This is a genomic window from Pandoraea oxalativorans (assembly GCF_000972785.3).
Taxonomy (GTDB): domain Bacteria; phylum Pseudomonadota; class Gammaproteobacteria; order Burkholderiales; family Burkholderiaceae; genus Pandoraea; species Pandoraea oxalativorans.
On the sequence record NZ_CP011518.2, the window covers coordinates 580,831 to 601,289 of the forward strand.

At 65.6% G+C, this 20,459-nt stretch carries 10 protein-coding genes and 3 pseudogenes; 6 read left to right on the forward strand and 7 right to left on the reverse strand.

Translation table 11 applies throughout. The features are described 5' to 3' along the window. Positions 1 to 97: 97 nt before the first annotated feature. Both MB84_RS29595 and MB84_RS31345 read left to right on the forward strand, forming a co-directional pair. Positions 98 to 700, forward strand: a complete 603-nt coding sequence (locus MB84_RS29595) for a nucleotidyl transferase AbiEii/AbiGii toxin family protein (protein ID WP_169835096.1) — start codon at positions 98 to 100, stop codon at positions 698 to 700. Between the two features lie 7 nt (positions 701 to 707). After that, positions 708 to 1,340: pseudogene (locus tag MB84_RS31345) on the forward strand (transposase); the annotation flags it as partial. Between the two features lie 719 nt (positions 1,341 to 2,059). Here MB84_RS31345 and MB84_RS30355 read toward each other — a convergent pair. After that, entirely contained in the window at positions 2,060 to 2,215 is a 156-nt protein-coding gene (locus MB84_RS30355) for a hypothetical protein (RefSeq protein WP_157123093.1), read from the reverse strand. 2,008 nt (positions 2,216 to 4,223) lie between these two features. Here MB84_RS30355 and MB84_RS29600 point away from each other — a divergent pair. Both MB84_RS29600 and MB84_RS30360 read left to right on the forward strand, forming a co-directional pair. Further along, positions 4,224 to 4,909: pseudogene (locus tag MB84_RS29600) on the forward strand (IS5 family transposase); the annotation flags it as partial. Positions 4,910 to 5,125: 216 nt separating this feature from the next. Beyond that, a complete protein-coding gene (locus MB84_RS30360) occupies positions 5,126 to 6,955 on the forward strand; it encodes a hypothetical protein (RefSeq protein WP_157123095.1) in 1,830 nt (609 codons plus the stop codon). Positions 6,956 to 7,075: 120 nt separating this feature from the next. On the opposite strand, the pseudogene MB84_RS31350 reads toward MB84_RS30360, so the two are convergent. Together MB84_RS31350 and MB84_RS31865 are read right to left on the reverse strand one after the other, a co-directional pair. Continuing rightward, positions 7,076 to 7,665, reverse strand: a pseudogene (locus MB84_RS31350) (integrase core domain-containing protein); the annotation flags it as partial. An 86-nt stretch (positions 7,666 to 7,751) separates the two neighbouring features. Next, positions 7,752 to 8,512 (reverse strand): IS5 family transposase gene (locus tag MB84_RS31865; RefSeq protein ID WP_425415928.1). Its coding sequence is split into 2 segments (ribosomal slippage): positions 7,752 to 8,227 and positions 8,227 to 8,512, totalling 762 coding nucleotides; the frame shifts between segments, so codons are not numbered across the junction. Between the two features lie 123 nt (positions 8,513 to 8,635). Here MB84_RS31865 and MB84_RS27290 point away from each other — a divergent pair. Then, positions 8,636 to 10,024 carry a purine-cytosine permease family protein gene (locus MB84_RS27290; protein WP_052654193.1) on the forward strand — a complete coding sequence of 463 codons (1,389 nt, stop codon included), beginning with the start codon at positions 8,636 to 8,638 and terminating at the stop codon, positions 10,022 to 10,024. A gap of 304 nt (positions 10,025 to 10,328) precedes the next feature. After that, positions 10,329 to 10,811: an ATP-binding protein gene (locus tag MB84_RS31870; protein ID WP_425415929.1), complete on the forward strand. Its 483-nt coding sequence runs from the start codon at positions 10,329 to 10,331 to the stop codon at positions 10,809 to 10,811. A gap of 197 nt (positions 10,812 to 11,008) precedes the next feature. On the opposite strand, the gene MB84_RS27300 is transcribed toward MB84_RS31870, so the two are convergent. The 4 genes from MB84_RS27300 to MB84_RS27315 all read right to left on the reverse strand — a co-directional run bounded on the left by MB84_RS27300 (position 11,009) and on the right by MB84_RS27315 (position 20,312). Beyond that, on the reverse strand, positions 11,009 to 11,905 hold the full coding sequence (locus MB84_RS27300; protein WP_052654201.1) for a hypothetical protein: 897 nt from the start codon (positions 11,903 to 11,905) through the stop codon (positions 11,009 to 11,011). A 1,253-nt stretch (positions 11,906 to 13,158) separates the two neighbouring features. Continuing rightward, positions 13,159 to 16,005 (reverse strand): hypothetical protein, encoded by a 2,847-nt coding sequence (locus tag MB84_RS27305; RefSeq protein ID WP_052654204.1) that lies wholly within the window; start codon positions 16,003 to 16,005, stop codon positions 13,159 to 13,161. 1,536 nt (positions 16,006 to 17,541) lie between these two features. Beyond that, complete coding sequence (locus MB84_RS30375; protein ID WP_157123103.1) at positions 17,542 to 19,065, reverse strand: hypothetical protein; 1,524 nt, start codon at positions 19,063 to 19,065, stop codon at positions 17,542 to 17,544. Positions 19,066 to 19,181: 116 nt separating this feature from the next. Then, a complete protein-coding gene (locus MB84_RS27315) occupies positions 19,182 to 20,312 on the reverse strand; it encodes a nucleoside hydrolase (RefSeq protein WP_084010148.1) in 1,131 nt (376 codons plus the stop codon). Between the last annotated feature and the right edge of the window lie 147 nt (positions 20,313 to 20,459).

The following is a 20,459-nucleotide window of genomic DNA, read 5'->3' on the forward strand; positions in this document are numbered from 1 at the left end:
TAAAGAAGCAAGTCGCTGACAGCTCGTAGGGATTGGGTTTTGCGGAAATCGCTGACGCGGCTACGGCTCGAAATGCAAACGGATACTTCGCCAACGGTTGGTTATACCAGGAGCGGTACGCCACCAAGAGCAGTACGCCACCGACACCGGCCTGCGTCCGCACCTCAAACGCGAATTTACGACTCGAACGCCACACTTCGCAACATCCCAGCAGTCCATCGGATATCTCGCCCACCGGTTGGCGAACAGAGACGCATCGGCGTTCACGATGTCATGCGTGGCTGTCGAAGAAACGCTCGCGGAAAAGGTACTTTCATTCCTCCGTCAATTTGCCGAGCATCGCGCCGGCAAGCGGAACGATGGGGACAACGCATTAGTCCGCCACCTCTATGATGTGGGGTGCGTCGTCAAGGAAGAACAAGCCGTGGCTCACCGAGCGGCTGCGCACTTCAATGACTCGGTGGCGTTGGATCCGGGCGAATTCACGCGTCACAAAGCGTTTTGGGAAAATCCCGCCGCGTGCATGAGCGCCGCGCCGCAAACGATGGGCAACGACAAACAGACTGCCGAAGAATACGAGACGAAGCTCATCGCCCTGATCCACGGGTCCGATAAGCCGCCGACCTTCGCCGAGGCATTGGGCGTATTCAGAGACGTTGCGCGGAAGCGGCTCAACACGATACCGCGCGCACACGCTTAGCCAATTGATCGCCAGTCGATCACCCGTCGATGTCCCGCACGACGCGTCGATGCGGCTCTCTCACGACACCATTCATCAGGCGCTCTCTATTCAAGGGCGCGGCGCGCACAAGCGCGAGCGCGAGCGCGTGGGTTTCCTGCGCACCGCTTAAGCATTGCGAGCTCCCCGGGCACGAGCGCGTGCCCGCGCATGCGCGCGCCTCAGCGAGGAAGGGATGATCTCCAGTCGGCCCGCACAGGCGGAAGATCGCGCGGTGCCGGGCCACGGGGCAGGGCGACCTATTCATTGGCCGGAACCGATCGCTGATCGGCCCACGGGTGGCAGGATCAAGCCGCTTCCCAATGCCCGCGCACTTACCTCGCGAGCCCGGCTATGGACGGATGCCGCGCACGAAAAACGGCCCCCGCCGGCCGGCGACCGCGCCGTCACGACGGCCAACGCACGCAAGAAAGCCGCGACCGCCCTGCCGGCCGAGTTGTGCCGATCATTGGCCGCGGATCGGGGCAAGGAACTGTCGGATCACGCCCGTTTCACCCGCGAGTGCGGCATGAAAGTCGTCTTCGCGGCCCCACCTCGTCCATGGCAACGCGGCACGCACGAGAACACCGATGGCCTGTTGCGGCGCTTGACCGACGCAGGCCGTGTCGGCGGTGTGCCGCCGATCATCGGCGCAATCGATTCGACCGCCGCCGCCCTCAACGGATGTTCGCCACGCCGCTCGCACACCAAACGCACTGCGCGCGCTCGAACTTCCCGGGAACACTGGGTTACCTTCGTGTTCCTGGCGCCCTTCGCGCGAGCGTGGGCGTCCTCACAAAATACGAGGTGGTTCGGGGAAGCCTTTTCGACGGCGTCTCAAAGCCGGCGAGCCCCGCGGTGGCGAAGGCATCATCCGCCATTGACGGACAGACGAAGACGGTCGTCCGGATAGCGCGCAACATTGGCGCTTCGCCGCAAGTCTGTCATCGCGGAACCGCCGGCGCCGACGCAAACAGCGGAAAACCGGGGATGAAAACTCGGTACGTGGCGCGCGCGTGGCCCGGCGGTATCGCGAGCGCCCCGCCGCGCGTCAAGCACCGGGCGTGAACTTTTCCTTGTCGTCGCCGGCGACGCCCGACGACGCGCACCATCGCGGGCCAGGCAGCCACGCGCGAGCCGCCGACACTTCCCGTCGACAGCCCCATGGCAGATCCTCCGCAGACAACGGCAGGGAGCCTCGAACGCCACGACTCGGCATAATCTCGTCAACGGCACGTTAGCGGTCATTGAGGCTGGTCGCCTGGCGCACAACGGCCGGCGTCGGCGCGCGGCACCGATGGTGCCGCCCGCGTATCCGCCCGGCGCACGTGCGTGCGCCAATCAGCCGATCCCCATCAGGGTCACCGCATACTGAGCGGCATACTGAGCGTGTTCGGCGATGCTCGGCACCCAGGACACCAGCGTGTCTCCGGTGGGGATCACATACTTGCTAAGTTCGTCGGGAAGCGTGAATTCAAACGCGAGGACTTCGGACATGACATATCTCCAAAAGAAAAAACGTTCGGTTCAAGACGGTTGCTTTTCACGCCAAGCCGGAACAGCGCGGCACCCATTCAAGCTCACCTGAGACAAATCCCAGTACTCAATCACCGGTAAGCCGTCAGAGGAACCGCTCCCTGTCTTTCGCTGTGATGCGTTAGCCGTCGAGTGCAGTATTGTCATTGCCGGGGGGCCGGGGGATCAGGTCAAGACCTGAAGTCATGGCCGGCCAAGCGCCATCGCGGGCGCGTCGTCTCGCCGCGCGTCGCGGACACCACGTGTGGACACGCAGGCGTGCGCCAAGAAACGGATTTTTACGTACGTGTGCAAAGACCGACACTCGCCGGGACGGCGGCGCGACGACGGCGGGATGACGGCGGGATGGGCCCGCCGAAGCGCTTGGCCAGGTCCTCAGGCGAGACGCCGGTGGCGATTAGGCGGGGCCGGTGGGCGTTGTGCGCCGAACAACCGACGGCATGCGTGGGCGGACTCGGCCCCAACGGGTGGAGCGCGCCGGGTTTTGAGAGGGCCCCGGGCTTTGTCAGGAATCCGAATCTTGAGACGCGGGCGCGATGAACCGGAACGTCGCCGAATTTTTCGCGGAAGGCCGCGAGCGATACCTCGGATGCGCGAGCCGCATCCCGAACCTGCGTCGGTGCGCACGGCGCGCGCGTCGATGGCGCTAATGATCGGCGGTATGCGCAGACGGCTCGCGATTGGGCAAGTGGGACCCGGTGGACCTCCAACCCGGTGGACCTCCGGTGAGCGCGAACGGCGAAAGCTCCTGGCGCGCAAGGTTAAGACGCCGTGTCGTGCAACGAGATTCACACGGTCGCGAGCGCGCTTTTTTCACCCTGGCGGAGCTCGAGCGCCGTTTCAAGCCCTGAGGGCCTTTGTCGATCAACCTCGCGCCCCCGTGGGGCCACCGACGCCTGGCGGCCCGGCTGCTGAGTCCGTGCCGATGCTGCGCCCGCGCGAGACGCGGTAAGATTGTGCCACCCGCGGCTCACGCGTGGGAGGCACTGCAGGTCTGTCGCATGCCGAAGCTGCGCGAGCGGATGACCCGAGAGGGCATGGCGATTGCACGCGACACCGTCGCTCGGCTGTTGAAACGACAAGACTTGCGGGGTGCGGTTCGCGGCAAACGAATGCGCACCGCAATTGCCGAAGCGCAGCGGCCGAATCAGCGCCGGGTGTCGGACTTCCCTCACGTCACGACGCGGCCGGGCGGGCACTTCGGTGCGGTCGTCATCAACGCCATCGCCTCGGACGATTGGCCCGCGAGTCGGTTCCCCGATGCCCCCGGACTTCGTACGCGCCACATTTGCATAAGCGCTAACAGCACGCCAACCGGGCGAGGACAGGACACCGATCCCTCTTTCGCTCGGAGGCCCCATAGGTCCGGCTTTGCCACAGGCTTCGCTACCGCCAACGCCGGGCCGAAGCGGGCGTGGCGCCTTCGAGTGGCCGCCGCGGCGAGAGCGGTGACGACGCGCCGGCTGGCACGACCAACGGCCTGTACACGACGGAACCAATGCCTCGGCGTGCCCATGAGAAAACGAGCGAATCGGCCGACCTCGCGACGCTCGCGCCGGTCGCCTGAGGCCCCCCTCATCAACGGACGGAACCGCGGGGCGATGTCCCGCCCGCCGCAGCCGAGGCCAACGACTCCGGGCAACGCCGAACTACCGCTGACGTGCTCGCATTCACTTAGCCGCCCCAAGCCTCACCCGTTGCCGGTGCGGTTCGGGGTTCGGCCGGCCCGGTCCCGGCCACGTCGCAACCGAGCGTGTGACGCCCGAGCGACGCACATCACCTCCCGGCGGCGTCGGCCTGCCCGGGTCGACGCGTCTGCGCAAGCGTCCACGCGCGCCTTCCGGCAAGGTCGCCGTGCCGCGCGAACCGTAGCGCCCGCCCGGATTGGATGAAACGGGTGTGCCCCGTGTCGTCTGCGCAAGCGGCCGGGGCGAGTCGAACATGACCGAGCGACGGTGTCGGGGCGCGAATCGAGGCTGGACCACCGGGCAAGCAAGGCGATCCGGGGCGAACCGCGGCCGATAACCGCGGGGTTGGTAAAGCCATACTCCGGATCGGCCGAACGGGCGGCCCGTGGCGCGATTTACCCACCGAAGTGGGCCGTTGGCGTACGGGGTATCTGCGCTTCTCGCGATGGCGTCGCAACGGACGGGAGTGCGTGGCGCACGCGGCGTCCGGGCCGACGCGGATCAAACGCGGGTGGATCGACTCGAGCGTCGCGCGAGCCCGGCCGCATTCGGCCGGCGCTCGCACAACAGCGGCCCGCAAGCGCTCGGGCGTTCGCGCGGCGGACTCACGAGCAAGCGGCCTCCGGCGCTCGATCAAGCCGGGCGAGCGCTGCGAATGCTCACCGCCGAAGGACAGGTTCCGGATATTTCCCGGGCGCACGAACGGGTCGCGCCTTCGCGCACGGGCCTCGGGTTCGCCGACACCGGCCATGATGCGGATGACGTCGTGAGCGCCCTGCGCGCCGCGCGTGCGAAGGCCGTTATTGCACCGCGCTCGAATCGAAAGACCGAGCGTCGCTGTAGTCGTGTGCGGCATCGAACTCGGAACGTCGTCGAACGCTTTTCCCATCGCGTTCAACATTTTCGTCGCGTCTGCCGGCGTGACGACACGCCCGCCGGCCACTATCTCGCCTTCGCGGCGCCCGCCCGCGGCTTGGGACGGCCACGCGCCCGCGAGCGGTCTGGGTGGGCCGTTCCGGCCGCCACTTCAGGTGTTCACCTGACGCGAGCCGCGCGCCCCTTGACGACAATGTCAAGCAGCCCTCTAACACCGCTGACACTCTCGCCCCGGCGGCCCGCTTCCCCGGCGCCGGCCTCGCTACGCTCGCCGCGGGCGGCGCGCCGCTCGATAGCAGAAAACACTATGTCCAACGACTCGATCTCCGCTAGACCGTTTATTTCACTGCCGCTCAAAGGCGTTCTCGACAGTGAGCTGGCTGCCGAATCCATGGATCTGGCCGCTGTCCAAAAAGGCGAAGCCGGTCGCGCCCGCGGCTGTGTTGAGACAGTCTGGCGAGCTATCGTCCGCGTCCTCGGCCTGACCAATCTGACAGCGGCCGAAACCGCCGTCGAGGGCATGGCCGGCGCTCCCACCGACCAAGAAAAGCTTGAGCACTACCTGGCACTTATGGACGTGACGGCGAAGGCGGACCACACTCGATTCACCTACGAGCGGCAGGGCGAAAGCGTTGTGCTGCGCGTCACCGGCACCCCGCTCGAGCTCAGTTTGGGCGCGTCGAAGCTGGGGAATTGGGAGAGTTGGGAGAGTCGACTCACCAAGGTGGCGGATTACGACGCGGCCGGGGCCCACCTGTCCCAGGTGGGCAATGTCAACGCCTCGGACTCGAGGGATCACCCGGACGAAATCCCGAGCGCACGGTTGCCTTTGCCTGCTGACCGATATGACGAATCGCCTGACGGGGCGGCGGAAAAGAAGCACAGTGCGCATGTTAGGCGCACGTCACGAGCGCAAGTGCTGGACTTTAAGCCGTCTGTCCGAGAGAAACAGGTTGTCGCTTCGTCGCCGACCGAGGCCGGGGTGGCGCTCCCTGACGAGCGCGGGACTGACCCATCGGCCCCCAACGCGTCGGGCCCGGAGAACGGGGAAGTGGCTTCGTCGCCGACCGACGCCGGGGTGGCGCTTCCCGGCAAGCCCGAGACTGACCCATCGGCCCCCAACGCGTCGGGCCCGGAGAACGCGGGTGTGGCTTCGTCGCCGACCGACGCCGGGGTGGCGCTTCCCGGCAAGCCCGAGACTGACCCATCGGCCCCCAACGCGTCGGGCCCGGAGAACGGGGAAGTGGCTTCGTCGCCGACCCACTCTGGCGTTGCACTCACTGACGTGCGCCAGTCTGGACCATTGTCCCCCGTCGCGTCGAAAACGATTCGCCCGGCGGATACGAACGTTCGGGCCACCTCCGTCGAAGAGCAGGTCAAGTCGTGGTTCACTCTCGACAGGTTCGGTCAGCTATGGCAGGCGGTCGCACCGCTGCTTGACGATCCCAACGACTCAGAAAAAATCGACACCGCCAAACTGCATTTTGGACTCGCCATATCCTCCAAATTTGGCCTCGAGAGCCAGATCGAAGGTTTCCTGGCCCTCAGAGAGCTGGCGAAGAAGTCCGCCCATGAATTTGAAATGGTAGGCCCCAACGGCGCAAAGACTCATCTGCGCATGGGCACAGTTCACACGCCCTTGGGTCGACAGAACGCGCGGCGCCCCAACGCGGGCGGGCGCGATCGCGTGGGTTTGTCCAATCCGAGAACGATCTCGCCGGGTAACGAGTCGTTGGTGCAAAAGAATGAAGCGCCGATTAAGTCGCAGACTACCGCCCCCATGGAGAGCAGGAATGTGCTTGGGGTGCGCCCATCGCACAACGCCGCACCGAGCGGCGTTCAAAGGCCGACGACACAAGCCCGGCCCCCCACCTGGGCGGACATTGAGCGTTTCTTCAAGTCCAATCAAACTCCTGCCAAGGCTCACTTCGCCGCGGTCCTAAACCCCCATTTGAGTCATCAGAGCAGGATGACCAGTTTTACGGAGTTGAAAACGCTGGCGGGGCAGGCCGCCGCCGGGGACTTTGAAGCGATCAAGGTGGGCGAACGGACGACTCTGAAATTAGGCAAGCATTTCGTGAGCGTGGAGCCAGACGGGAGGGTGGTAAGCCCAAAGCCCACCGGGCCAAAGTCATGACGCGCCTTTGGGATGCGCCGGTGGCGGCGAAGGGCCGTCACCGGGCGGCCGCGGCCTCGCCCACCCCGCGCCGGATTCGCGTCGTGTCGGCGCTTGACTGCCACGACCGTACGGGCCTACGGCAGGCGCATGCGCGGTTGCCGCAGGGTTCGCCGCCAACGTTGATGGCGCAAGTTGGTTCAGGGCACTATGCGGTCTCGGCCCGTTGTCGTCCTGACGCCATGCCGCGATGACGGCCCAAGCGTGCGCTCGCATCGGGCGCCCGTTGGTCAGCCGTCGTCGTGGAACGCGTCGTTGAACGATTCGATGTTCGCCTTTCGCGTTGGCGTGCCCGCCTCCGGCAATTTCAGAGTGACGCCGCTCGCATACGCCCACGGGTCAAGCGCGCGGCTCGTAAATTCGGGCTCCGGGTCCGTTCGCACCGCCTTGCGCTCAACCACGAGGACGCGGTGCACGGTCCGATCACGGTCCGATGCCCGAGCGACAGACAAACCTGAGATGCCATGGCCGACGACAATGTCCACAGCCTCTTTCATGAAGTCGTCGACGACGGTCAGACACTTCACACGCGGGCCACGGCAAAGCGCCTTCATCGCGAAATCGATCGACTCCACCGCATGGGGCGCGCCCGGCAATGCCCGTGGCGCGCGCTCAACCACGCGTCCGTGGCGCGGGCGCCGGCGTCGCACCGCCTAGCGTGCCTCACGGTACGAGCGACAGCCGCGCGTGTGAGGGGCGAGCGTGCCGGTGCGCTCCACCCGGGGCGCGCGGTCGGCGGCAGCCGAATCGACGACGCTCATGCGCCAACGCCACCAAACGTGCCGCCGGGGCCCGTGCACATTCTTACCGGCCGTCCCCAGGCGCGGGCGAGCGCCGTCAAGGCGGGATAGTGGCCGGCGGGCGTGTCGTCACGCCGGCAGACGCGACGAAAATATTGAATGCGATGGGAAAAGCGTTCGACGCCGTTCCGAGTTCGATGCCGCACACGACTACAGCGACGCTCGGTCTTTCGATTCGAGCGCGGTGCAATAACGGCCTTCGCACGCGCGGCGCGCAGGGCGCTCACGACGTCATCCGCATCATGGCCGGTGTCGGCGAACCCGAGGCCCGTGCGCGAAGGCGCGACCCGTTCGTGCGCGCGGGAAATATCCGGAACCTGTCCTTCGGCGGTGAGCATTCGCAGCGCTCGCCCGGCTTGATCGAGCGCCGGAGGCCGCTTGCTCGTGAGTCCGCCGCGCGAACGCCCGAGCGCTTGCGGGCCGCTGTTGTGCGAGCGCCGGCCGAATGCGGCCGGGCTCGCGCGACGCTCGAGTCGATCCACCCGCGTTTGCTCCGCGTCGGCCCGCACACCGCGTGCGCCACGCACTCCCGTCCGTTGCGACGCCATCGCGAGAAGCGCAGATACCCCGTACGCCAACGGCCCACTTCGGTGGGTAAATCGCGCCACGGGCCGCCCGTTCGGCCGATCCGGAGTACGGCTTTACCAACCCCGCGGTTATCGGCCGCGGTCCGCCCCGGATCGCCTTGCTTGCTCGGTGGTCCAGCCTCGATTCGCACCCCGACACCGTCGCTCGATCATGTTCGAGTCCCCCGGCCGCTTGCGCAGACGACACGAGGCACACCCGTTTCATCCAATCCGAGCAGGCCCCAAGCCCTGTTCTCCAACGTCAGGAGCCGAGTATGGAACCGACCACCGGTCGCGTCGCCAACGTATCGCTGGTTGAGCGTCGCTCAATTGCCCCCATTCCCGAAGCCGAGCGCCACGGCAATCTCTTCAGTCAATTCACTCTCTGGTTCGGCGCGAACCTGCAGGTCACGGCGGTCGTCGTCGGCGCACTCGCCGTCGTCCTGGGCGGCGACGTCCTATGGTCACTGGTCGGCTTGCTCCTCGGGCAGCTTTGCGGCGGTGCGGTGATGGCGCTGCACGGCGCACAGGGACCGCAGCTGGGACTGCCACAGATGATCTCGTGCCGCGTGCAGTTCGGCGTATATGGGGCGATCGTGCCGCTTGCGCTCGTGTGCGTCATGTACGTCGGCTTCTCGGCCGGTGGCACCGTGTTGGCCGCACAGGCGCTCGCCGAACTGCTACATGTCAGCCACGCCGCGGCGATTCTGATGTTCTCGCTGTGCGTGACACTGCTCGCGGGGCTCGGCTATCGCACGATTCACGCGATGGGGCGCCTTTCCAGCCTCGTCGGCACGCTCGCGTTCCTATACCTGTTCGCGAGCCTGCTGCATGGCCATGCGCTCGCTGCGCTGCTCGCCAACCGTCATTTCACGCTTGCGTCGTTTCTGCTCGCCATCTCGCTGTCGGCATCTTGGCAAATCGCCTACGGGCCTTACGTCGCCGACTATTCGCGCTACCTGCCGGTCACCACGTCGCCGGCAAAGACTTTTCTGGCGGTGTTCAGCGGCAGCGTGCTCGGCGCACAGGTGTCGATGACCTTCGGCGTGCTGGCCGCGGCGCTCGGTGGCGATCGCTTTTCGGGCCATGAGGTCGCGTTCATCGTCCAACTCGGCGCGACAGGCGCCATGGCGGCGGGACTCTATTTCACCATTGCGCTTGGCAAGCTGACGGTCACCACACTCAACGCCTACGGGAGCGTGATGTCGGTCGCGGCTATCTTGACCGGCTTCGGCGGCCGGCGCGAGATCTCAGCGCGCACGCGGCTCGTATTCGTGCTGCTGAGTGTCGCGGCGTCGAGCAGTATCGCGCTCGCAGGGCAGGACAATTTCCTGAAGGCATTTTCGTCGTTTCTGCTGTTCCTGCTGGTCTTCTTCACGCCGTGGAGCGCCATCAATCTTGTCGATTACTACTGGATCACGCGCGCGCGTTACGACCTGCCCGCCCTGTTCGAGCCGGACGGGCGCTATGGGCGCTGGAACGTGACGGGCCTCGCGGTCTACGGGATCGGCGTGCTTGTGCAACTGCCCTTCGTCGCGACGGGGCTTTATACGGGGCCGTGGGTCGACGCGCTGGGGGGCGTGGACGTGTCCTGGATCGTGGGCATCGTCGTGCCAGGCCTACTGTACTACGCGGCTTTGCACCGCTCGTACCGGGGCACCTGATCGCGCGAGCGCGCACGGGAGCGGTAGACACCCCCGTGCGCCGGCCGCGCGAAACGGTGCAACGCAGCGGGGACGTCACACGGTGCGAGCTGCCGGACACCTCGCCCGGCGCGGCTCCGTCGCGGTGTTCGCCGACCGTAGGAAAACGGTCACTGTTTCACCGGACGGAGCGGCAACTGCGGCCATACGCGCCGCCCATTTCTTCGCAAAACTTACGGTATAAGGCTTCAGAGGACCGCTGCAGGGCGGACAATGCGTACACCCTGATCCTACCCGGGGTGGCCGATACGTTCGGCCGGCAGGCATGCCGCCAACGCTGCGCGCTGTTCCGGGTGCGCCTCACCGACGACGCGACGCATTGAAGGTCACGCACGGCGACGGTGGCGCCACACGCGGGCTCCCCCCACTTGCGAAACTTGCGAAGTTTGACGTCCGGATCCTCGATGACGGGGGCTCGCAGGATCTCTATCAGGCCGCGCGCACCGATCTGCTTGAAGTGCTTGAAGTGCTTGAAGTGCTTGAAGTGCTTGAAGTGCTCGATGATCGTGTCGGCTCGCGCTGGATCGTCGTCCCTCGTCAGTTGCCGCCCGAAGACCGGCGCACCTGGCGCCCAGACCGCACGCCCGCACACGCGATGCGCGTCCGCCGCGTGCATCGGGCTCGCAAGCTTCGGATCCAGGGCGATTTGATGCGCAAGACAACAGCAAGACACCACGACCTGTTCCGGCCAACGCCGGGTCGGGCCCCCCTTCACCCCCACCCATTGACCGTGCAACACCCCCCCTGACGGATCAGGATCGCCGAAATTTGCAGACAACGCCGATCCGCGGGCATGTCGGCGTCTGCGGCCATCCCCAAGGCGTGGCGACCCGCTGATCCGAACCGCCCCTGTGCGCGTAAGCGCGTAAGCGCGTACCGCCGTTCGGTCGGCGTTTACCGCCGACTCGGACGCATTCGCTTGCATTTGGACTGGCGCAGTCGTCCTCAGGCGGCAGGGGCGGCGGCCCCCTGGTCGAATTCCTGAGGGGCAGCCCGCTGGCCGAGTTCCTGAGCCTTACTGAGAGCGCCCTCCGCCTTAGACTTCGCGTCGGCGGCCAGGAAGAGTGCCTCCGGCTCGAGTATCCCCAGCTGGAGGAAAACTCGTTCGGCCGCAAAGAAGGCGTCTGAGGCTGACCCAAAACGATCCGTGCCCATGTGGGTTCCAGCGAGGAACGTGTACGTTCTACCAGCGCTCAAACCGGCGCTTACGGCGTCCTTGTCACTACCTTTTTCCCCGAAGAGCTTTGCGGCCTTCTTATAGAGCCCTGCGGCCTGCGTGAACGCGTGTTCGCATTTGCAACGGTTGGACTCGATCAAATTCAAGGCCGTTTCTCGCGTGGCGCCGCCAGAAACGGCCTCACTGATGGCGTCCGAGAGCTCGTAGGAGTGACCTTGCACGCTCAACACCTGCGCGGCCAGACAAAGCCTGATAGGTTCCGACAGGAGTTGGGAGAACGCATTGTCTATGGCGCCCGCTCCAAGGGTGTGTAATACCGCCTCTTTCCCCACGGGTGAGAGATGCTCGGCCACCCCCTCGATGGCGGCTTCCCAAGCTTTCTCAATGAACTCAGTGCTCGCGCCCCGTTCGTCGGCGTGCGTGTAAAGCGCCAGGATGGCAAGGTCGGACGGCGCGCGGTTGTCGCGAAAGAACGTCGGGTCGATGCTGTCCTTCAATGCCCGCTCGAGTGACTTAAGGGCCCTCTGGACTGCCCGCGGGCCAGAGACGTCAACCTCGACGGCGATCTTAAGGCTGTCGGGCACGAGCGGGGTAAGGCCACCGCGCAGAGCAGAGAAAGTGATACCCATAAGGGAGCGCTTCAGATGAGAATGAATAATGCCCATAAATACCACCGTCGGGCCCCCGCCACATTCGGGTTTTGGCCAACATTTGCATAAACGGGAAACGTCGGGGCCGGGGCCGGCTCGCAGGCAAGCCGTGAGCGCGCGAAGGTGTCCGTACAAGGGAGGCGCGTGCAGCAAATGTCGTGGCAGTGTGACGGGCGGCCGCAGGGGTCCGAAGCCGGGAGGTCCGGCGTGCGCCATGCGTCGCGCCGGCCCCGCCTGCGCCACTCACGCTTGCGGGTAACCTGATGGCGGCTGCGCGCGCGATGATTGACGCACACCGCCGCTTTGACGTGCGCCGGCGTCACACGAGCAAACTCAGCGCGCTCGGCTTTCGCCGCCAGACAGCGGTGAGCGGTGCCGTTGCCCCCCTCCCAAGCTCGAAAATCGCGCCCCCGAGGCGAACGGCCGAGGTCGACTCGCCCGCCAACTTGCCGAGTTTTCCCCAAGGCGGCTGCGCGGCCGTCGATGTTTTCGCTACCTATTGACCGCCGCGGCGTCTGTCGAATGTTGACCGACCTAACCCGCCACCGCGCGACGCGCACCCCGTACGATGCTCGGCATGGGAATGGCGGGGCCGCAAGACGCGACGCCGCACCTCGGCACGCGCGCGCCGAGCAGTGCGAAGCCATTGCAAATGGCTGTCGCGGTCGCTTTCTCTTTCGCCCACCGGCGAAAGACGGCAATGCGCCCATGGGCCAATTCGCTACGCTATGCAGATCGACGCATCGGGCCTTCCGGGGCATGACTTCACCCGCCTGGTGAACGCGCAAATTCCCCCCGAGTCTCCAAGCGCCAAGTCGACGACGACCGCTCTTGCCACAGCACCTGCCACCGTGCCCACGGGGGCGCTCCGCGCAGGCGCCCCCCTCCTGAATTGCCTCACTTGCCTCGCTTGCCTCGCTCCACGCACGCGCTTGCCGACCCCTGCGCGGGCGGCGGGACCGGTGATCACTCGCCGGTTACCCTTCGGCGGATGCCGAGATATCGGAGCATTGCGCGCCCCCGGTGCTTCACCCGGGCGCCGCGTTCGCCTGCTGCTGACTTCCCGCCCAACGTCATGACCGGGCGGCGACAGGTTTGGCCGTCGGGGCCTGCGGGGCCTGCGGGTCGCGGCCCTGCCGGGCCCGCCTCGCTCAAGCGACGCATCTCGCGTCGCAGCGCACAGGCCGTGCGGCGCCGATGCGCTCGTTGGGCGCCGAGCCCGCGCCCGATACTTGCGGGGCAGGCGTACGCGGCGCCAAGCCGTCGGGTTAGGCCGCGGCGTTCACGGTCGTGAGGTTGGCGGCCGCAGCGAGTCGCCGCTCCAGCCCCCGCTTGCCCTCAATATGTTGGGTGATACTGGTGACGATCTCGACAAACTCCGTCTTATCGGGGTTCTTCACAGCGGCGTCGGACACCTCCCGGAGCGCTCTGAATTCGTCAATCGCTGCTTGAATGCACATTCGCTTGGTCACCTTGACGCGAAGTTTCGAGAAGCGGCGGCTTCTGTTCGGCTGCTGCGCGTCGAGGGTCGCCGACGACTCCTCCTGCGCGTCGACGTTCGTTGACAACGCAAGATATCTCGCCATCAGCGCACCCACGAAGAATTCTTCGGGATCCTTCTCGGCCAGAAACTTCTCTTCGAGCGTCGTGAGGTCAGCGTCGGCCCAACCCCGAATCTTCTCGAGCTCGGCGTCGGCCGGCGCACCGACCTGTTTTTTGTCTCGTCCGGCCCTGACCCATTCGGCGACCGCGAAACCGAGCCAGCCGACGGCCAACGTAACGACGGCCGTGACGAAGCCCACGGCAAGCAAACCGCCGATACCAAGATACGCGAAGACGCCGAGCACAAGCGAACAAACCACTGACCCACCCCCAAACCCAATGCGAATATTTGCATTACGACGTTGCCTGGCTGCCGCTTCCATCATATGCTCGGCGTTCTTCGACAACTTGGCGAGTACGACGTCCGCCAGCTTGCTCGCAACGCTCAGGTCATACTCTTCGGATCCCTCAAGTAATGTGCGGAAGTGCTCTTTGCCCGGCATACCGGGGCTGTCCTCGCGCAGTCGACGGTCAAGCTGCACCAAGCGCGCGCGCGAAATGTCAGCTGTCGAAAGGGCGGCGGTCAACGGGGCGGCAGTCAAAGGGGCGCCTGTCGAAGGGGCGGCTTTCAAAGTTGCTGCCTGCAACGCGTCATCCTCGCCGCTGGCGAGCCCGAGCACTTCAGCGTTAAAGCGCTTCAGCGTCGCCGTGTCCTGCATGGCGCGCGTGCGCTCGAACGTGCCTTGCACGATATGCAACACACCGCCCACTGCCCCAAACAAGCCGGTGAACGCACCCAACAGCGGGGAAATTAAAAAGCCGAATTTGGTGCCCGCCCAATTCAACAAGCGCACCACGGTGGCGCCTGCCTGAACGTAGACGTCGCGAACATACCACACCCGGTTGGCGCGCGCCGGCAAGCCCGCCACCGCCGAGAGCGTCGTGAGCTCCGTCCTTTCGAGGGCCGCGCGCGCGTCCTCAACCCTCGGCCGAACCGGGCGCGCCTCAGCCCCGACGGCGCGCTGGGTGGCCTCCGTTTGACCGCCCTCATCAACGGCCACTTCGGGACTTTTGAGTGCCCCCCCGCCGGCGGGTTGCTCGCCCGCTTGCGCCTTAAGCAGGGTCATTTTCAATTTGTACGCGGCGTCCTCTGCACGGAACCGGTCGGCTTGCGTCCCGACTTTGGCGAGGTCCTCGTCTCGGGTTCTTTGCTCGGCCGCCTGCTTACGGCCCTGCCACCAAACGGTCACCACTTCGGCGATCGCCCCGCCTTGCATGACCGGGTAAATCAACATGGTGGCCGCAGCGCCGAGGGCTTGAAGCTTCTCAAAAAACTGCACAGCGGTGCCGGTCAAATAGGCCGCCGCCGCGGCCAGCCAACTGCCGTACAGCGTCGGCGTCCACCAACCACGAGCGCCGGCGGCCGCCTGCTTCGCGGCGCTCGCAGAAGACGCCGGCACTTGCGGCTCGTGCGGGGCGGCCCGCATCGACACGGGCACGGGGCCCGGCCCGTCGGGCCGGCTCGCGCTCGCCCGACTCAGGGCGCCCGGGAGTGCGGCGCCCCCTTTGGGCGAGGGGGGTGCCGCGCGCTCCGCGGCGCCCCCCTCGCCCAAAGGGGGTGCACCTCGATCGCCGGCGCTCTCTTCGGGTTGCCGGGGCGCGACCCAATTCGCCGCGCCGACGACCCCTAACCCGACCGTGGCGCAAGACTCTTTATCTCCAGGCGGGCCGCCGACGCCGCGGGGTGGCACGACGCGGAACCCGGCGTTACCCCATACTCTCGCCAGCGCCTCGCACACGTGATTCTCGAGCCCCAAGCCGCCGGACTTCAGCTCGGCGTCCGGACCCGCACCGAAGTTCGCCCGGGAAGCGCTCTCCACCTGGACGTGCCAAACAAATCGCGCCGCGCCGACCGCCTGCGCCGAGCTCACGGCGCCTATCTCACGCTCAAGCCAGATGGCGCTCTTCACAAGCAATGTGAATTCCTGGGGATCGGACTTTTCGGTCTCCACCGCGCCGTATGCCGGGGGCGAGGAATCGACAGGCGGCGTCCACAGAAATTCACAACCCACCTGCACCTTCCCCTCGAGCGTCAAGGCAATGCGCGTCGCGCTCCGCGGCGAGCCCGTCAACGAGGCGGGCAACGCGCTCGTCGCCGCTAACCGCGGGAGCTCCGCGAACTCGGGCGTTCCCAACTGGGTCGCGAGCGCGACCGCTGCCGCGCGCGCGCTCGCCGCGTCGGCGCCGCCGCTTGCCAGCGTCGACGCGACGTACCCGACGATTCGCGTGAATAACGCCTTGCCGCGCGCCACGGGCGTGAGCGTGTGGTCGGTGGCGACGCTCTCGGGGTTGAAGAGGATGGTTGTGCCGGGGGAGGACGCGGTGATCGTCAACGGGTCCGCCGCTCGACCCGCAGTGCCGAAAAACCGATCGGCCAGACTTTCGTACACCTCATCCGAGGGTTCGGGCGCATTGCTCGGCATGGATTCGATCGACGCGAGGTTAAGGGCGGGTTCAAGACGTGGCACCCCCTCCTTGTTGGGACTTACGGCAAGGGCGAAATTGTTAGGCATAACGGAGAAGGCTCAAAGTCATTGGCTGCCCAAGACTCTTACCCTAAATCCGGTAAAAAACTTTCGGTATTGCGTGCAAACTTTCGTATCGTGTCACCCCTCGGCGCAGAGCGCACCGCCCTTGCCACGAAACGACGTACCGCAGAGACGTTCGATACTCTGCTAAGCGGGGGTCCCCACGGGCGAAAAAGGCGGACCGAACCGTCGCTACCCGGATGAGTGCCGGGGGGCGGTTGCGAGGCCGACACATTCGGCGCGACACCCTCGGGCGGCACGCGGCCGGGGCGTACCGGTGGCGGCCATCGGCCACGGGGGCGCACCGGCCGCGCGAAGGGGCGAGCGCGCCCGACGCGCTCGCCGCTGCGAGCCGAGCCAAGGCCGGCGTCCAAGGCCGGCGTATCGGCGCTCACAATGCCGGTCAGCGCGCGGTGCACGGGGCTCGCCAGTGCAAAGTGCGATGTGAAAATCTTCCGAACAGCGACGCCATACGTCGCCAAGGGGTCGCCAAGGGGTCGCGGTGACGTCCGCTTGGGTCGACCGCTCCCCGCGACCATGGCGGCGTGCGCCGGCTGCGGGCAGGCGGCCTTCGACGACGAAGTGGTGCGCGCAGCGCACGCGACAAGCGCGGAGCGCGGACGCTGCGCCCGGATGCGTCAAAGGTTACGGATGGTGTCGCGGCGTGCAAGGCGGATTGACATCCCCGCCTGCCTGAAGGAAGGGGGTGCTACAGCGCTTAGGCTGCGGGAGCCCGGGGCGCTTCGGTAGGTTCCCGCTTCTTCGAGCGGCCTGAGCGCACCTTCTCTCCGCAGGCTGAAACGGCGCGCCCCTCCGCTAAAACATGGATCGCGCCGACGTGATCGGCATTGGCCGTGTGCCCGCATGTGAGGCAGGCGAACCGCGCCTGCGTCTTACGGTTATCGGCTGAAATGTGGCCGCAGCGAGCACAATCGGCAAAAACCACGCCATGGTCGCCGTCGAGCACTTGCAGGTGCGCAACATGAGCAAGTCTGCACACGGCACGTTCGCGCTCGGAAAACGCTCGGTTAGAAGACGTCCGCGCACGCTTCCCACGAACGGTTATCCGCCACATAACGACGGGGGCTGCGACGACTCCTTGAACCTGAGCATTACGCGCGCGGGGCACACCGCGAGCTCGCCCAAGGGTACGCACGCATCATGTCGATGCGCCCGCGTGCCTTTGCTTGAGGCAACGCCCCGCCGGAAAGCGTCTTCACCCGCCGGGAAGTCGAGCCGACCGCCCGGTGTCGACCCGAGCCCCGAGCGCAGGCAAGACGGGACACGGTCGACGGGCCCGAAGGTGCTGAAGGTGCCGCCCCCCCGCCGACGCCCGCCAACGCCCGCCTGCGTCGATCGTCTACGGCACACCGCATGATGACGAAGCGATGCGACACGTGGCGTGAGTTGCCGTGCGGAAAAACGCGGCGCGGTCATTCGGCCGTCCCCGTGCCGATTGGCGTTGCCTCGACTATGACGGGGGCGGATTGTCACGCAGTCAATACGCCCACGCCTAATCACTTAAGCGCACAAGGATTGATAATAGGCCATGCCATCCCGAATGGCATCGACCGCCGGGCGCATCACCTCCAGATAGCCGGGGGTGCCCGGTTCAGGCAACCCTCCGGTCACCCAATCGTGACGGACGGCATGCGCAAAGCCATTAGGCACCGCAAGAATAGCCTCACTGCGCTTGCACGATTTGAGCATATGGTTTAAAAGTATTTGCACCCATATTCTGTTATTTTTATCTCCAAAAAAATGCCAATGCACCATAGTGGAAACAAAACCCGCAATCAACGAAATCTGCTCATCTTCGGTAAAATTATTTAAATTTGCGATCTTGTACCTATCGTAGGCATCTTTATACAAGTCCTTGATTTGAGCTTCATCCTTGTAGTTTGTTCGGTACAACATAAAATATCCGGCGTGATTTTTTTCCAAGGAACTGTGCAAAAATCCTCTTTCCGCCATGGTGGGCTTTGCATCGAGCGAAAACCACCGCGGATATTCCTGTTCGGGGAAATACAAATGGGCATATCCCGGCCCGTAAGTGGCTGAAAAATCGTAGATTCGATCACCCTCCGGAAGCGCGTACTTGGCATATTCAAAAAGATCCGCGAGCCTTTCCGGAGCGATCAACCCATCGGTGGTTTTGAGGTCATCAATAAATTTGTTTTTGTCGACCTCATCGATCCCGGGCTTGAATTGAAATGCGCAATAGGCATCCCCCGCCTCTTTAAGGTTGAGGGTCCTGTCCGCTATATTGAAACAAACACTCCCCTCTTTATAACGTTTCATTACGCTGTACTTGGCGCCGCAACTACCGGCCGAAACAAGAGACACTAGAAAACTACGTGTCTTCAGTGGCACACACAGCTTCACATCCCCTGCCACGATCCGGTAAAATTCTTTAATGCACTCAAAATCCCATAACTTAAAATCTTCGGAGTCGGCATAGTGCATCCCTGCGCAAAATTTTTCCGCATGCCGGGTTCCCCGCCAGGCGTCAAACAGGCTCTCACCAAAGGTTCGAGACGATGGACAGTCATCCACGTAGAACAGCGATGGGTCAATATAAAAAACATATCGTGATTCAGGCCTTAACTTGCTGATTGACAGCGGCAAGTGAATCACCTTGCATAAATGGGCGCCGGTACCCTTGGGCAGGTCGTCGGGCGGCACAAACAGCCGGCTCGCCAGGCTTTTACAATTCAACTTTTTATAATAGGCCTCATCACACCCCACCCGACCTCGAGGGGCCTCGCGAGCGTTAGGGAACCCCGCCACCTGCGGCGTGCCCCTGCGTGACGTCGGCACAATACTTCTGACCATAAGGTATTCTTCCTTCATCAAAAAACGCGTAGCCGCCACACAGCGACGGGGCTTTGCATCGACCGACGCACCGGCTTCGCGCGGCGCGCGCTCGCCGCGGGTGCGGCGGCAACCCGCGCTTGATGCATGAGGACGGTAGAGCCCCGGTCGGGGCGGGATGCCGCGGCGACCGAGCGCGAGCCTCACCGCCGCGCGCGGCCCGTCAGGCAAGGCGTCACGGGACCGGCTCGCTCCGTTTTCCCTGCGCCGGATCGATCCCGGCGCTTGCGCTCCTCTGCAGGCGTGGCGCCCGTCGTCTCGCGTGGCCGGCCGGTCGCGGCGCCCGCTCAGGGCAGCCGCGAGATCCGCGCGAGCAACGTGTCGTAAAAGCGCTCGGCGTCCACATCCGTGAGCCACATGGCGTTTGCCGGCCGCTTCGAGCGGCCGTTCCAATCCACCACGGTTTGCCCGAGCGTGAGTTGACCGGTCGTCTCGACAGCCACGCTCACACGGCGCCCGCCGAACATCGTCGGGTCGATGAGATAGCCGATGGTGCACGGGTCGTACATGGGGGCCGAGGCCACCCCGACACGTCGCTGCTGAAACGCCACTTGCGCCGTCATGATGTCCGCGACGATTGCACCGCACCGGTTGTTCAACGCGCGGAACGCCGCGATGCGCGCGGGCGTGATGGGCGCCTTGACACTCACGTCGCGCGGCACGACCGTGATCGGGGCGCCGGCGCCGACCACGATGCTGGCCGCTTCCGGGTCGACGTAGACATTAAACTCGGCCGTCGGCGTGATGTTGCCGCGCTGGTACCACGCCCCCCCCATGATGACAATCTCACGCAGGGCCCGCACCCCCTCGGGCGCGGCGGTCAGTGCGAGGGCGAGGTTGGTCAGCGGGCCAATGCCGACCAACGTGAGGCTGCCCGGCGCGGCAGCGCGCAGGGTGTCGATCAGGTACGTCACGGCGTGCGGCTTTTCCAGCGGGCCACGCGGTGCATGCAGCGTGACACCGTCCAGCCCCGAGCGACCGTTGACGTCGGCGGCGGTCGTGAGCCCGCGCATGAGCGGCCGGGGGCACCCCGCGTAGACAGGCAGCGTGTGGGTTTTGCCCGCCCAGTCGCGCACGATCCGTGCGTTGCGCTCGGTCAGCGCCAGCGGTACGTTGCCGGCGACGGCCGTGATCGCCGACAGGTCAAGCTGATCGTCGGCGCCGATGGCGAACAGGATCGCAATGGCGTCGTCCTGGCCCGGGTCGGTATCGATGATAAGGGTGCGGCGCGGCGCGCCGGTCGCGGTGAGGCGTGCAGCGCCGTCGGTCAAGGTGAGCTCGGCGTTCGCGCCACCGGCTGCGCTCGCGCTGAGCGTGACGAGCGACGCCGCGAGCGACGTGCTCAGGAAGCGGCGGCGGCCGCGCAGCCGGTGCGCGCCGCCCTCGCCGTGACGCACTCTATCGTTCGGTTCACTCATCGTTGCGGGCTCCCTGCGCCGTCTGCGGTGCCACCCTGTCAGGCGCGGCGTGTCCTCGAATGGGGGCGCACCGCGTGCGGCCGGCCGGTGAACGCTTCGCGCGCGACGCCTGCGGCCGGGTGCGCGTTGCGCGAAGCGGCGCCAACC

Excerpts from the sequence above, each read along its gene's own strand:
- MB84_RS27300 (WP_052654201.1), bottom strand. The coding sequence starts at position 11,905 with ATGGGCATTATTCATTCTCATCTGAAGCGCTCCCTTATGGGTATCACT.
- MB84_RS30360 (WP_157123095.1), top strand. The coding sequence starts at position 5,126 with ATGTCCAACGACTCGATCTCCGCTAGACCGTTTATTTCACTGCCGCTC.
- MB84_RS27305 (WP_052654204.1), bottom strand. The coding sequence starts at position 16,005 with ATGCCTAACAATTTCGCCCTTGCCGTAAGTCCCAACAAGGAGGGGGTG.
- MB84_RS30355 (WP_157123093.1), bottom strand. The coding sequence starts at position 2,215 with ATGTCCGAAGTCCTCGCGTTTGAATTCACGCTTCCCGACGAACTTAGC.
- MB84_RS27315 (WP_084010148.1), bottom strand. The coding sequence starts at position 20,312 with ATGAGTGAACCGAACGATAGAGTGCGTCACGGCGAGGGCGGCGCGCAC.
- MB84_RS31870 (WP_425415929.1), top strand. The coding sequence starts at position 10,329 with ATGCCGCCAACGCTGCGCGCTGTTCCGGGTGCGCCTCACCGACGACGC.
- MB84_RS27290 (WP_052654193.1), top strand. The coding sequence starts at position 8,636 with ATGGAACCGACCACCGGTCGCGTCGCCAACGTATCGCTGGTTGAGCGT.